Here is a 14389-nt window from a genome sequence, read left to right as displayed (position 1 = left end):
CGTTTATACGAATAGGAGCCAGATAAAAGAAAGCCCCGCCATTGCTGGTGGGGCTTTTCAGTTTTCACATTCGCAATAGAGAAAACTGACTATCTTTTTACTGCAATTACGCGAGCAGCTCTTTTGCTGTGTTCACTACGTTTTCAGTCGTGAAACCAAACATTTTGAATAGTTCGCCAGCTGGTGCAGATTCACCGAATGAAGTCATACCGATGATGCGACCGTCGAAGCCTACGTACTTGTACCAGAAGTCAGCAATACCTGCTTCAATTGCGATACGTGCTGTTACGTCTGATGGCAGTACAGCTTCACGGTAAGCGGCGTCTTGTTTGTCAAATGCATCTGTTGATGGCATTGAAACAACGCGTACTTTCTTACCTTCAGCAGTTAGCTGTGCTGCTGCTTCTACTGCTAGTTCAACTTCAGAACCTGTTGCGATAAGGATTAGCTCAGGCTTGCCTTCGCAATCTTTCAGAATGTAAGCACCTTTCGCGATGTCTGCTACTTGTTCTGCTGTGCGCTCTTGTTGCGCAAGGTTTTGACGAGAGAAGATAAGTGCTGTCGGTGCATCTTTACGTTCAATCGCTAGTTTCCAAGCTACAGCGGACTCAACTTGGTCACATGGACGCCATGTGCTCATGTTTGGTGTTAGGCGTAGCGATGCCATTTGCTCAACTGGTTGGTGAGTTGGACCATCTTCGCCAAGACCGATAGAGTCATGCGTGTACACTTGGATGTTCTGAATTTTCATCAGCGCAGCCATACGCATTGCGTTACGTGCGTACTCCATGAACATTAGGAATGTTGCGCCGTAAGGAACGAAACCACCGTGTAGCGCGATACCGTTCATGATCGCTGTCATACCGAATTCACGTACGCCGTAGTGGATGTAGTTACCAGAGAAGTCGCTTGCTTCTAGAGACTTAGAACCAGACCACATGGTTAGGTTAGAAGGTGCTAGGTCAGCAGAGCCACCCATGAACTCTGGTAGTAGAGCACCAAATGCTTCTAGAGCATTTTGAGACGCTTTACGTGATGCAATGTTTGCTGGGTTAGCTTGAAGATCAGCAATGATTTGGCTTGCTTTCTCTTCCCACTGTGCAGGAAGCTCACCGTTTACGCGGCGTTTAAATTCAGCTGCCAGCTCAGGGTACGCTGCTTCATAAGCTGCAAATTTCTCGTTCCACGCTGCTTCCTTAGCTGCGCCTGTTTCTTTCGCTGACCATTCTGCGTAGACTTCTTGCGGAATTTCAAAAGGACCGTGCTCCCAACCTAGTTCTTTGCGTGTTGCTGCGATTTCTTCTGCACCTAGTGGCGCACCGTGACAATCGTGTGAACCAGATTTGTTTGGTGAACCAAAACCGATGATAGTCTTCGTACAGATAAGTGTAGGACGTGGATCCGCTTTCGCCGCTTCAATTGCTGCGTTGATTGCGTCAGCATCGTGACCATCGACTGCAGGGATTACGTGCCAACCGTAAGCTTCGAAACGCTTAGGTGTGTCGTCAGAGAACCAACCTTCAACGTGACCGTCGATAGAGATGCCGTTGTCATCCCAGAACGCGATCAGCTTGCCTAGACCTAGAGTACCTGCAAGAGAGCATGCCTCGTGCGAAATACCTTCCATCAGACAGCCGTCGCCCATGAACACGTAAGTGAAGTGGTCAACGATGTCGTGGCCTTCTTTGTTGAATTGCGCTGCTAGCGCTTTTTCAGCTAGAGCCATACCAACCGCGTTAGTGATGCCTTGACCTAGTGGGCCCGTTGTGGTCTCGATTCCTGGCGCGTAACCGTACTCTGGGTGACCAGGAGTTTTAGAGTGAAGCTGACGGAAGTTTTTCAGATCGTCGATAGACAACTCGTAACCTGCAAGGTGCAGTAGAGAGTAAATCAGCATTGAGCCGTGGCCGTTAGACAGTACGAAACGGTCGCGGTCTGCCCACTCAGGGTTTGATGGGTTGTGGTTTAGATGAGAGCGCCAAAGAACTTCAGCGATGTCAGCCATACCCATAGGTGCACCTGGGTGACCAGAGTTAGCTTGTTGAACACCATCCATGCTTAGCGCACGGATTGCATTTGCTAGATGTTTACGATCCATAGTGATTACTTCTCGATATTTGATTTAAATAGAGGGAACTCGCCGAAACAAGTTCAAATAGAATTTTTTGAAAATAGTGCTGATGGTAAAAGCGAGTAGACGGGCTACTCGCTTTTGGTAAGCAATTAAAGCTTAGCTTCGATCATCGCTTCTAGTTTGCCTTGGTCAACGGCGAAGTTGCGGATACCTTCAGCCAGCTTCTCAACAGCCATTGGGTCTTGGTTATGTTCCCATAGGAACTCTGCATGAGTCATTGGTGCTGGACGCTCAGCTGCGCCTTTAGAATCAACTAGTTTCTCAACTACTTCACCTTCAGCTGCTTCTAGTTCTGCAAGTAGAGCAGGAGCGATAGTTAGACGGTCACAACCAGCTAGTTCTAAGATCTCACCGATATTACGGAAGCTTGCGCCCATAACTACAGTTTTGTAGCCGTATTCTTTGTAGTAGTTGTAGATCTTAGTTACAGATAGTACGCCTGGATCTTCTTGAGCTTCGAAGTCACGGCCTTCTTTCGCTTTGTACCAGTCCATGATACGACCAACGAATGGCGAGATTAGGAACACTCCCGCTTCTGCACAAGCACGTGCTTGAGCGAACGAGAATAGAAGCGTTAGGTTACAGTTGATGCCTTCTTTTTCTAGGATCTCAGCTGCGCGAATGCCTTCCCAAGTTGAAGCCAGTTTGATAAGGATACGGTCGTTAGTGATGCCAGCATCGTTGTACATTTTCACTAGTTGACGAGCTTTCGCTACGCTGCCTTCCATATCGTAAGATAGACGAGCGTCTACTTCTGTAGAGATACGACCTGGGATAGTTTTTAGGATTTCTTTACCGATGTTTACTGCAAGCATGTCACAAGTGTCTTGAACTTGTTGAGCTTTGTCGTTGCTCTGTGCTTTAGCGTATTCGATTGAAGCATCGATTAGAGGTGCGTACTCTGCGATTTGAGCGGCTTTAAGGATAAGAGAAGGGTTAGTTGTTGCGTCTTCTGGCTGATACTTTTTAATTGCATCAATTTCGCCAGTGTCTGCTACTACAGTCGTTAGTTTACGAAGTTGCTCTAACTTGTTGCTCATAATCGATCATCCTATTTAAATGGGCTTAAGCGTGATTTTTGTTATCACGGCTTGTGCATTTGCAAGCGAGTTAGCTAACCGTCTCATCGCATTTAATGAGACATCTGCTCAGCCAACTACGGAAAATTTCGTTACCGATCAAATGCTATGAACATTTGATCGATAGCTGAGTAAATGATGTGTCCATATTTATCCTATCTATGCTGAAAGTCAATCGCTGAAATGGACTTATAGTGAACTTCATCAACGTTTTTTTACTGTGTGTTTAGTGGTTAACCCAAATAAACGTTTGCCCTTATTGTTCAAAGCTTGAGCGTTGTCCAAGAGGGTAAAAAATTGTAGTGAGAAAATGTTATTGCGATGAGCAAATGTAGCGTTTAAATTGATAAAGAACATATGCTAAGTCAATGAGCATATGTTCACTTATTGCATACAATATCGATCCTCTTAAAGGGCGAGAGAAACCATGAGCAGTTCTAATCAAGATATTTCCATTGAAAACACGGATTTGTTGACAGAGATTTCCGTCGCGTATTATCAAGACGGTGCGACTCAGGAAGAGATATCGAGAAAATTTGCCATATCACGCGCAAAGGTCGGGCGAATGCTCAAGCAGGCGCGTGATGAAGGCATTGTTGAAATTACCGTTAAATACCATCCGGTGTTCAGCGCCAAGATCGAACAACGTTTGATCGAGCGATTCGGCGTTAAGCGCGCGCTTGTTGCTCTTGATCAACCGAATGAAGAAGCGCAACGACTACAGGTATCGGGATTGGTGTCCAATTATCTCACTAGCACGCTCAAAAACGGCATGGTGGTGACGGTCGGACAAGGGCGCAACGTGTCGTCTGTCGCTCACCATATTGGTGTTATTACGCCGCGTGACTGTAAATTTGTGTGTGGCATTGGTGGTATTCACCCGCGTGGCGGTATGTATAACGCCGACCATATTTGTCGTCAGTTGGCGAAGAAATATGGGGGAACCTCTGAAACCCTTTATGCGCCGGCATACGCAGAAAATAGAGAACAGAAGTTGGCCTTCATGCAAAATGCAACCGTGAAACAAACGCTCGACCTAGCACGTAAAGCCGATGTCGCTTTGGTTGGTATTGGTGACATGAGTGAAAACAGTTACATGGTCGACTTAGGTTGGTTTACGCCTGATGAAGTGGTTCAGTCGAGACTTCAACAAGGTGTGGTAGGGGATTTTGCTGGTTATGACTTCTTTGATATTCACGGTAATGTAGCGAACACGGTAATGAGTGACCGAGTAATTGGACTTGGTATTGAAGAGTTTCGGCCGATCTCGGAAGTCATTGCGATCGCAGCAGAGAACAGCAAGCCACTCGCTCTACTCGGAGCATTAAGAACTGGAGCGATAGACGTGATCGCCACGAGCGTTAGCAACGCATTAACCGTGCTCAACTTAGATGAGCAAATGCACGGCAACGCGACATCTGAACGCTAACGGAAATAGTCGGCTTTTGATGTAGTCAGGCTATGAGGGGTGACAAATCACTCATAGCCAGTTTCTATTTCGAAATGACAAGTTTGGTTTAGAAGCTGCGTTTAGTTTATTGGAACACATCATCTTTAGATAAACGTAAGATACTTTGTTAAACAGACACTTGTCTTAACACTCGATAGGTAGAGAGTGGTCAGCACCCCATTCGGTCCAAGAACCGTCGTACACCGACAGATTATCTAGACCAATTTGATACGCCGCGAGTAATAAAATGCATGCGGTTACACCGGAACCGCAACTAAAAATAATCGAATTGTCACTATCTATCGTTAGTGCGCTAAATATCTGTTGCAACTCTGAGTTTGGTTTAATGTGACCGTTGGTCAAGAGTTCTTGAAACGGTAAGCAAACCGAATTTGGAATGTGACCACTACGTAGACCTTCTCGTGGCTCAGGCACTTCACCAAGGAATCGTGCTTTGGCTCTGGCATCGATGATGTTGGCACTTTTATTGGTTGAATGAGCAAGAACATCTTGTGCACTCAAAAAGGCATTTTGGTTGAGCTTACCCGCAAAGTTACCTCTTTCGCTTGGTTGCGATAGGGTACTTTCAACAGGGAATCCGGCTTCAATCCAAGCTGGAAGACCGCCATTTAAGACTCGAACATTATCATGTCCCATAGCTTTGAACATCCACCAAGCTCTTGGCGCGGCTAAAGTGCCAGAGTTGTCGTAAACCACAATCAAATCTTCGTTGTTCAAACCGAGTTGTAGCGCACTTTGGTTGAAGCCTTCTTCTGTTGGCATCATATGCGGCAGGGAAGAACCGGGTAAGCAAAAGTCATTGTCGTAATCAAAGCGTAAAGTATTTGGAATCCACTTATCTTGAATCTTTTTACCTTCAGAAGGGATTTGAAACGCAATACTAGCGTCGAGGAGCTTGACGTTAGGTTGGCCGAGAAGGCTATTGAGTTCATCAGTACTAATCAGTGCTTGCATTGTCTTTAGTTTGCTAGGTGGATAATCTTACTGTTTTACAACAAAAAAATCGCATGTTCAAAAGAACGATGCGATTTTTAAGTTAAAGATTGAAGATTTGTTCTGAAAGACAGCTTTCGATTTACCCAGTTACATGGTCCAAGTGTTGTCTCCAGAAGTAATCACTTTCTGAATTGGGTCACTACCGTCATAGAACCAAATTTCAACAAGTAGGCTACCTTGGCTATCAGAAACATTAAAGTCGACATTTGCTGTACCATTGTTGAGTGGAACCGATGCGACTTTGCTTGGGTATTTTGCATCGTAGTTACCTGAACTGTTCTCGACAAACTCTTTGTACACGCTTAGGTGTGCTCGTTGTGAAGAGAAACCACTGATGTCTACATTGAGCGTACCTTCCGTCACTGGGTTGTAGCTAAAGCCATCTGGTACTACTAGATCCTGCATGGTTGCATCTTCTACAGTTACGGTAGTCTCTTCTACGGTTGTTTCTTCCTGTTGGGTTGTGTCTTCCTCTGCAACGGTGGTTTGGGTTGGTGGAGGTGGTGTACTGTTACCACCGCCGCCGCCACCGCCGCCGCCACAAGCCGTTAGTGCTAATCCCATGATGATTGTGATAAGTGCTTTCATAATGTTATCTCCCTATGGAATGTAGCATTTGTTAGGTGTTGGAGCGGTGTGCCAATCTGTGCTTAGTTCGCCACCAGACTCAGCCCAAGTTTGGAAGTGAGGGTATGCATCGACCATGTCTACACGCTCTAGCGGCCAATCCCAATCTTCTACTATTAACAGTGCCCAAGGTAAGTTGTTTGCTGTTTTGAAGTACACACCTTGTGCAGGGTCACTTGCATCGACGCCGACACCGAAGAGGTTTTGGTCATCAAACTGTTCTGTTGGTGCTTGGTCTGCTAAGTGAACTTCCCACTTACGCCCTGGTTGGAAAGTAATACCATCGCCATGGTAAGTGCCCGGTGTTGCAAAGATGAACGGGTCGTATGGCATGGCTTGAATGGCTGAACGGTCAGATCCTTCAGTGAAGTACACATTCAAGGTAAAGGTGAGTGAGACGTTATCATCACAGCCAGACTCTGTGCGGAAGTAGCTACAGCTGCTCGCCGCGTGTGTGCTTAAGTCTTCACTGATGATGAAAATTGCTTCATCAGAAATACTTTCCAAGCCATTAGATGCTTGTTCTACACCATTGAAGGATAGTGTTGTTAATCCGTTTTCAATCGAGCTTCTCAATACACCCGGTAGTCGGATTGCGAAGCCATTTTTGTAACTTGCACCGTAAGCCGCTAGGTCGCCAGTAATTTGAATACTCTCAACATGACCCGCAAGACTGGTTTCGGTGATGCGGAATTTTACGACCACATCGTTCATGTCGTAGTCTGCGGTGTATGGCCAGTTATCTTCGTAAGCGACGGTGGCGTAATCTTCTGCACTCGGGAAATATTCCACTGAGTAACCATTACCAGTGATGGTAATTGGGTAATCTTCCACCTCACCAGATGTCGAACCACCATCGTAGTTTAATCCGGTTTGTTGGCTAAAGCGGAATCGGCTCCAGCTAGACCCTTCCGTTGCAGCGGTTGAAACTACAAACGGTAGGGGATTATTACCCGCAGACAGTAATTGGTCGGTAAAGACTTGCTCACCTTCATCATCAAAGTCACCATCGCGGTTCCAGTCAAACCATGCTGATAGGTAGCCAGAAGTAGAAGCTGTCACATTCACAATTGAGCTTAAGCCTGGATCAAGTGCGGATACAAAACCAACACCATCTTCATCGGCTGTGCCCACAGAGTTGTCGTTTGCTTGACCGTCGGCATCACCATCTGGAGCAACAGAGCCAAGCCAAGTTGCACCGTCCACTTCGTGACGAGGACCGTTTGACGCAAGTGTTGTGTGGTAGCTGTCTGGAGCATCACCGAAATCAATTGGCTCGTCTTCGTTAATCACCGGAGCATTTGCACAACGTGCACCGTCATTTTGGCTTGAGCTTGGACCGTTGGATACAAACTCAACCGCAGGAACGATACCTGCTGCGATATTGGCTGCGTTACCTTCCGAAAGGTCAACGCGATAGATTTTGCCATCTTGGTTACGTGACACGTAGTAGTTGCCGTTTACATCGAAGTAGCCAGCACCAAATGTGCCTTTCTCACCTGTGTCACCTATCGCAGTTGCGCTACCATTTGATGGGTTGAACTGATATAGCAAACCAGAGTTGTTGTCGATGCCGTAAAGGGAGCCATCACCTGGATGGAATGCAAAGTCGGTTAGGTTCACAGTCGCTGTAGAGCTGATTTTCACGATGCTCAATGTCGCATTTGGATCAGAATCGAGCGGAGAAAGGTCAATGGAGAAAAGTCCTTTGCCTTTGCGGTACAAGTAGTAGACGTGGTTGTAAACGTCACCTACGTAAAACGTGTGGTCGGTAGGAAGACCCGAAACATTAAGTGTCTCTGCTTGGAAGTCTTGACCAAGACGAACAATCTTTTTGTTTGTGGTGTCGTAGCCGTAGATATAACGGTCAGTGAAGTTAAAGCCTACACCGTTGATGCCCGAAGCCAAACCTGTGTCGTCCTCTAAAAGAGTCGTAGAGCCTGTAACCAAATTGACGCCATAGATTTGAACCGGGGTTGATTGGAACAGGTATGCTTGGCTTGGGCACGTATCAAATGGCGCCGCTTGTGCGTAAGCGCTCGCTATTAGAGACCCAAGTAGTAGTGATGTCCTTTTCATAATTCGCCCTCTCATTGGTTCGTGATATATGCAATGAAAGGAATGTGCCAAGTTTTAAGTTGTTGAATTTTATTGATTTAATTTTTGTAAGAAGAAGGGTTGTAAATCTGATTGTCAAAATGAGAAAAAGCCCAACATCGAGTTGGGCTTTTTGGGAATGATTAGAGGTTTAGAACTAACTACAAACCGGACAGTTGGGCATTTTCATCAGATTCATTTCTCGCCAAGACATCCTGAGCGCGTCCAAAATCAGAATTTTGCCTTTCTTTGGTTGACCGTAATCAGCAATCACTTTGATCGCTTCCATCGCTTGTACTGCGCCAACGATACCCACAACAGGAGCCATGACTCCGGCTTCGACACAACTTAACGCACCGCTGCCGAAGAGGGCACTTAAGCACTGGTAGCATGGTTGAGTTGGGTCGTCGTAAGTAAACACACTCACTTGGCCTTCCATACGAATAGCCGCGCCTGAAATTAGCGGTGTTTTAGTCGCAAAACATAGGCGGTTAAGTTGATTGCGCGTATCGACGTTATCTGATGCATCAACAACAATTGTGTGCTGTTCGATCAAGCTTTTTAGCTCTGTATCATCAAGACGCTTTGCGATGGTATCTACAATAATGTGCGGGTTAAGTTCGTGCAGTGCATCGGCCGCCGATTCGACCTTCTTACGACCAATATCCGCATCGTGGTGCAGAACTTGGCGCTGAAGGTTAGACAGCTCGACGATATCATCATCAATCAGCGTGATTTTACCGACACCAGCAGTAGCCAAATATTGGCTTGATGCGCAGCCTAAACCGCCAGCACCAAGCATCAATACCGATGCTTGTTTGAGTGCTTCTTGTCCTTCAAAGTCAAACTGACGAAGAATGATTTGGCGGTTGTAACGCAACATTTCCTGATCGGAAAGAATATCCACAACGTCTTCCTAGTAAAGGGTTGAGTTGAATAGTTGAATCTGAACCGTTTCGCCCACTTCAACTCGGCCGCGTTCACGTTCCAATACAACAAAACAGTTCGCTAGGCTCATTGAGCGGAATGCACCAGAGCTTTGGTTACCGGTTGTTTCAACGACAAACTTGCCATCTTCCAATGTATAGATACCACGTTGGTAATCGGTACGACCTGGCGCTTTCTTAAAGGCGGTTTTGGTTGTTGCTGGAATAGATTCGGGTGCTTTCCATTCTGTATGGCCTGCAAGTTTTGCCAGCATTGGTTGCACAAGCACGTACATAGTAAGAACTGCAGAAACCGGGTTACCCGGTAGCCCACAGAACCAAGCTGTACTTAGCTTACCAAATGCGAAAGGTTTACCCGGCTTGATTGCTAACTTCCAGAAACCGATTTCACCAAGCTCTTCAAGAATGTCTTTGGTGTAATCCGCTTCGCCCACACTAACACCGCCAGAGGTCACAACCACATCTGCCAATGTTTGCGCTTGTTCAAAGGTTGCTTTCAGAGTCTCTGGGCAATCTGGAATGATGCCAAGATCAACGGCTTCACAACCGAAGTTCTCGATAAGTGGTTTAATACCGTAACGGTTGCTGTCGTAGATCTGACCTTCGTCTAGCGGCTCGCTCAGTGGTTTAAGTTCATCACCAGTAGAGAAGAACGCAACTTTTGGCTTACGTACTACTGTCACATGGCTTATACCAAGAGACGCAATCATCGGAATATCGCGAGGTGTCAAACGTGCACCTTTTGCCAGTACGATGTCGCCTTGCTTGATGTCGTCACCTGTTGGGCGGATGTTGTTTTGTGGCTTCACGTCGGTTTGGTTGAACTGAATGCCATCATCTGTCACTTCAGTGTTTTCTTGCATGATAACGGCATCACAACCCTGTGGGATTTTTGCGCCAGTCATGATGCGAACACAGGTACCTTGAGGCCATTCACCTTCAAAAGGTTGTCCTGCAAATGATTTACCTGCCAGAGGCAATACAGAAGATGACTCAAGATCTTGAATGCGAATAGCGTAGCCATCCATTGCTGAGTTGTCGAATGGTGGTACGTGAATAGGAGACAAAATGTCTTCTGCCAGAACAAAACCGAGTGCGTCTGCAAGTGGAAGAGAAAGCGTTGTTTGGATAGGTTTGATTCGCGATAGCATTTTGTCCATCGCTTCTTCAATTGGCATCAAGCCAGGTGCGTCGCAGCAGCCCATTGAGAAAATCCTGTGTTCTTTTGTTTTGTGGCAACTTTACCATAAAAGGGGACTGAGTAAGAATGTCCACCTATAAAATATGGGTGTAATTATTCAAAAATCCGAGTATCCTTGTCAGCCATCCAAAAGGGGTAAAAAACCTGCGGAGCTCAAGAAAATCAGCTCAGTACCTTCATCTGATGTGACTTGGTGTAAAGACACGAACTGAGCAACTCAAAGCGAAAAGTATGAATGCAATTTTGATTGGGTTTGTACGAAGGCTGAAGTAAAACAAAAGAGGAAGTGGAATGTCAGGTCTTAGCGAGTCAGCGAAGTTAGTAAAAGAAGCGCTAGAGCAACGCGGTTTGGAAACGCCAATGCGTCCAAACAACGTAAGTCGTGAAGAGAAGAAAGAGAAGATCGAACACCACATGCGTGAGATTTTAGGTCTACTTCAACTTGACCTCACTGACGATAGCCTAGAAGAGACCCCTCACCGCATTGCTAAGATGTACGTTGACGAAATCTTCTCTGGTCTGGATTACTCCAACTTTCCTAAAATCACGGTGATTGAGAACAAGATGAACGTGAGCGAGATGGTTCGCGTGAAGGACATCACAGTGACCAGTACTTGTGAACACCACCTTGTGACCATCGATGGCAAGGCTGCTGTGGCTTACATTCCACGTGGCAAGATCATTGGCTTATCAAAGATCAACCGTATCGTTCGCTTCTTTGCCCAGCGTCCACAAGTTCAAGAGCGTATGACTCAGCAGATTCTTGTTGCACTTCAAACGTTGCTTGAGTCTGATGATGTTGCAGTGACGATTGACGCAACACACTACTGCGTGAAATCTCGCGGTGTGATGGATGCAACCAGCGAAACCACGACAACAGCATTGGGCGGTATCTTCAAAAGCAACCCAGCAACGCGTGCCGAGTTTCTGCACGGTTTACGTTAGGTAACCAAGCACTATTCTAAGAGGATGGCAAACGCCATCCTTTTTTTATGCTTGTTTAGAAAATGACTTCATGATTTCTGGCCAATACATTTTGACGTAACCTGCCGATACCCAAACAACCAATACAGTCGCGATACTGAGCTCTAGAAAACCAAAGTCGTGTAGCCAGTGCCAGTGAGGGTGCGATTCGGCAAAAAAAGAGGTTAAGCGATGCATTGCGATAGCGCTGATCACGGAAGGAAAGGTTACTGCCGCGATAGAAGGTTGAAACTTCAAGCGAAGTAAGCGGAAGTAACATAAGTAGATCAATAAAGTCATAGTGATGGCGATCCCGGCCAATGCGCCTGTCAGTATCGGATCAGGTAAGGGAAAGTTCACCAAGTATGCTGCTAATGACAAGTTTACCGGCGCGGCCATAATCGCGAGGGTCGGTCTTGCTCGCCTTGGTAGAGAGCCGAAAAACACCAAACGATACAACACGAGTGGCAGCATGAAGAAATAAATGCCGATGCACATCATCGCTAACGTTTCGGAGAATAAGTTGTGACCTAGTTGAGAACCGGCTAGTGAACTACTGATCAGCCCCACCGGATAAAGAAACCAACTCGGTACGATATTGGACATTTTGAAGTTCATTAGCTGAAAGCTAAAAAACAGCACCATCATAGTAAAATGCAGCAAAAGCGCCATAAACCAAAGTGGATAAGCGATGATAGGCGCTACAGCGGCAAGATAATCTGCAAGGATCAGTAACGCCATACTCATTGGTGCCATTAAACTACCACTCAGTGGGTGACGAATGTCGACCATGAATAATCGTGGATTAGCGGCATATTTTATGAGTACAGGGGCGAGTAAAAGTGCGCCGAGTGACGCCAAAAATGGGCGTATCGGTTCACCAATCTCAGGAACATAGAGTGCCCAAGCTTGCCCTAAACCTATCATACCTAGTGCCAACGAGGCTTGAGACGGCGGGACACTATAAAACTGCACAAGTCTTCTCCAGTTCAAATCTACTCCATTTGATTTTTGCCTGAATGAAACGAAACATGACGATTTGGATGAAATGCTCTATTTAAGTAGCAAATACTAACAAGTATGGAGAGGGGTTTCTCATGAAAGGTGGTGAGCAAATATCAGAGAATGATAATTTTGTGAGTTTGGTATCGAATATTTGGGAAAAGATGTAAAAACGCAGAGTTTATCGCTCCAAACCCTTCGATAGTCTGGAGCGAAGTGATAACAAAGAGAATGTTATGTTGATTGATTCTCCGGTAGATCCTGTTGGCGTAACTTTTCGTTTTTGATTGTGCGATGCAGCAACTGGCTGTAAATAGGTTGTCCACCCAACAATTGAGCAATAATCACAGCGCCCAAACAAGTAATGATCAATGGCAGGATTAAGTAGTAGTTATTCGTCATTTCAATCACTAACAGAATACCAGTAATCGGTGCACGTACCGTTGCAGCAAACAGGGCACCCATGCCCGCAATCGCAAATACACCAGGCTCGATATCAAGCGCAGGGAGCAAGACATCAGCACTTGCTCCGAACGCATAGCCAAATAAGGTTCCCAGAGCAAGCATAGGTGCAAAGATGCCTCCCGGCGCACCAGAACCAAAACAGAGCAGGGTTGTAATTACGCGACCAAAGAAAAGCAAAACTAAAATAGATACCGAGTAGTTACCGTTAGTAATGTCAGGAATAAGGCCGATACCACCACCAGTTAGTTGGGGTACGTACAAAAGAAGCAAACCAAACACGCCTCCCAGTAGCGAACCCACAATCAAGTAGCGCTTACGATCGTTTTTGTGAATTGCGACAAAACTGTCTTGTGCCACGGTAATCAGTTTATTGAAGATCACGCCAAACACGCCAAACAATGCGCCAAGCAATAAAAACAGCCATAGGGTTTGAAGCTCTGGCGACTGGTATTGCGGCATAGTGATAACGGCGTCTTGCCCGTTGATGGCGCGAAACACTATGTTCGCCATAATGGCAGAAATGATCACTGCGCGAATTGAGATCAAAGAGTAGCGAAACTGAGGTCGCATTTCCTCCACAACGAACATAATGCCTGCGAGTGGGGCATTAAAAGCCGCAGCCAAACCGCCAGCAGCACCAGAAGCGAGCAGGGAGTGGCGGGTATCGTCATCCTTTACGCGGAATATATCGGTCACCATTCGACCAACAGCGCCCCCCATTTGAACGGTTGGGCCTTCACGACCCAGCACCATACCTGAGCCAAGTGCGCCCATGCCGCCGAAGAATTTTACTGGTAGAACTCGCCACCAGCGCACTGGACGAATATTATCCATTGCCCCTTCGATTTCAGGAATACCAGAACCTGCCGCTTCTGGCGCAAAGCGGTGCACAAGAAAATAGCCAATAAAAGCTAAAAGTGCGCTAATGAGAACCGCTGCCAGCCACAACGGTAGAACATTACCAATTTCGCTTCTTAACCATTCTGTTCGTGTTTCAGAAACGAAATGAACGGCAAGCTCGAAATACGTACCGACAAAACCAGCCAACGTACCCACAATGGCGGCCATAATGAGAACAGAAAATGGTGTTGACCCTCGAGAGACAAACTGGTTAATCGCATCTTTCGGTACGTGCGCCAACACAGATTTCACAATTCTCTCGCGTTTGGTCATTAACAAGCTCTCCTGTTGCTGGGGGGAAGGGACGAAAGAAAGTATACGCTTCGCAGAGTCTAGACCTAATCAATAAAGATGCAATTTAGCTTTTCACTATTGAGTGTTTGAAGTGTCGCGATATTATTCATTCACTCAGATTGTGCTATTGCTCTTATAATTTAGGATAAAAAACTTGTTTTTTGAGAAAAATGAACCATGCTTTAAATGTAAAGCAACATGACTGCTTCAGAA

The 14389-nt window shown here is 46.1% G+C and carries 11 protein-coding genes; 2 read left to right on the top strand and 9 right to left on the bottom strand.

Annotated elements, in window-relative coordinates:
- Window positions 1-106 precede the first annotated feature (106 nt).
- Window positions 107-2098, bottom strand: a complete 1992-nt coding sequence (tkt, locus tag R7O12_RS08325) for a transketolase (RefSeq protein ID WP_042522667.1) — start codon at window positions 2096-2098, stop codon at window positions 107-109.
- Window positions 2099-2223: 125 nt separating this feature from the next.
- Window positions 2224-3174, bottom strand: a complete 951-nt coding sequence (gene tal, locus R7O12_RS08320) for a transaldolase (RefSeq protein ID WP_005373488.1) — start codon at window positions 3172-3174, stop codon at window positions 2224-2226.
- A 466-nt stretch (window positions 3175-3640) separates the two neighbouring features.
- Between tal and R7O12_RS08315 the strand changes: the two genes are divergently transcribed.
- Entirely contained in the window at window positions 3641-4642 is a 1002-nt protein-coding gene (locus tag R7O12_RS08315) for a sugar-binding transcriptional regulator (RefSeq protein WP_005387670.1), read from the top strand.
- 165 nt (window positions 4643-4807) lie between these two features.
- Here the strand turns inward: R7O12_RS08315 and R7O12_RS08310 are convergent, their stop codons facing one another.
- From R7O12_RS08310 to moeA, 5 genes are all read right to left on the bottom strand, one after another.
- Complete coding sequence (locus R7O12_RS08310; RefSeq protein ID WP_262667628.1) at window positions 4808-5638, bottom strand: sulfurtransferase; 831 nt, start codon at window positions 5636-5638, stop codon at window positions 4808-4810.
- Window positions 5639-5767: 129 nt separating this feature from the next.
- Window positions 5768-6268, bottom strand: a complete 501-nt coding sequence (locus tag R7O12_RS08305; RefSeq protein WP_053307245.1) for a hypothetical protein — start codon at window positions 6266-6268, stop codon at window positions 5768-5770.
- A 12-nt stretch (window positions 6269-6280) separates the two neighbouring features.
- Window positions 6281-8386: an LruC domain-containing protein gene (locus tag R7O12_RS08300; RefSeq protein ID WP_318125749.1), complete on the bottom strand. Its 2106-nt coding sequence runs from the start codon at window positions 8384-8386 to the stop codon at window positions 6281-6283.
- Between the two features lie 175 nt (window positions 8387-8561).
- Window positions 8562-9311, bottom strand: coding sequence for a molybdopterin-synthase adenylyltransferase MoeB (moeB, locus tag R7O12_RS08295; RefSeq protein ID WP_318125748.1), 750 nt, complete (start codon window positions 9309-9311; stop codon window positions 8562-8564).
- A gap of 9 nt (window positions 9312-9320) precedes the next feature.
- Entirely contained in the window at window positions 9321-10556 is a 1236-nt protein-coding gene (gene moeA, locus R7O12_RS08290) for a molybdopterin molybdotransferase MoeA (RefSeq protein WP_213915838.1), read from the bottom strand.
- Between the two features lie 287 nt (window positions 10557-10843).
- Between moeA and folE the strand changes: the two genes are divergently transcribed.
- Window positions 10844-11497 (top strand): GTP cyclohydrolase I FolE, encoded by a 654-nt coding sequence (gene folE / locus R7O12_RS08285; RefSeq protein WP_005373478.1) that lies wholly within the window; start codon window positions 10844-10846, stop codon window positions 11495-11497.
- Between the two features lie 45 nt (window positions 11498-11542).
- Here the strand turns inward: folE and R7O12_RS08280 are convergent, their stop codons facing one another.
- Together R7O12_RS08280 and clcA are read right to left on the bottom strand one after the other, a co-directional pair.
- Entirely contained in the window at window positions 11543-12490 is a 948-nt protein-coding gene (locus R7O12_RS08280; protein ID WP_318125747.1) for a TDT family transporter, read from the bottom strand.
- A gap of 261 nt (window positions 12491-12751) precedes the next feature.
- A complete protein-coding gene (gene clcA / locus R7O12_RS08275; protein WP_005373473.1) occupies window positions 12752-14155 on the bottom strand; it encodes a H(+)/Cl(-) exchange transporter ClcA in 1404 nt (467 codons plus the stop codon).
- Window positions 14156-14389 lie beyond the last annotated feature (234 nt).

The organism is Vibrio sp. Vb1574 (assembly GCF_033338675.1).
The sequence above is the reverse complement of the archived record's forward strand: the minus strand, read 5'-3'. Positions and strand labels throughout refer to the sequence as shown.

What these genes read in the sequence shown, in the direction of transcription:
- tkt (WP_042522667.1), bottom strand. Translation starts at nt 2,098, where the DNA reads ATGGATCGTAAACATCTAGCAAATGCAATCCGTGCGCTAAGCATGGAT.
- tal (WP_005373488.1), bottom strand. Translation starts at nt 3,174, where the DNA reads ATGAGCAACAAGTTAGAGCAACTTCGTAAACTAACGACTGTAGTAGCA.
- R7O12_RS08315 (WP_005387670.1), top strand. Translation starts at nt 3,641, where the DNA reads ATGAGCAGTTCTAATCAAGATATTTCCATTGAAAACACGGATTTGTTG.
- R7O12_RS08310 (WP_262667628.1), bottom strand. Translation starts at nt 5,638, where the DNA reads ATGCAAGCACTGATTAGTACTGATGAACTCAATAGCCTTCTCGGCCAA.
- R7O12_RS08305 (WP_053307245.1), bottom strand. Translation starts at nt 6,268, where the DNA reads ATGAAAGCACTTATCACAATCATCATGGGATTAGCACTAACGGCTTGT.
- R7O12_RS08300 (WP_318125749.1), bottom strand. Translation starts at nt 8,386, where the DNA reads ATGAAAAGGACATCACTACTACTTGGGTCTCTAATAGCGAGCGCTTAC.
- moeA (WP_213915838.1), bottom strand. Translation starts at nt 10,556, where the DNA reads ATGGGCTGCTGCGACGCACCTGGCTTGATGCCAATTGAAGAAGCGATG.
- folE (WP_005373478.1), top strand. Translation starts at nt 10,844, where the DNA reads ATGTCAGGTCTTAGCGAGTCAGCGAAGTTAGTAAAAGAAGCGCTAGAG.
- clcA (WP_005373473.1), bottom strand. Translation starts at nt 14,155, where the DNA reads ATGACCAAACGCGAGAGAATTGTGAAATCTGTGTTGGCGCACGTACCG.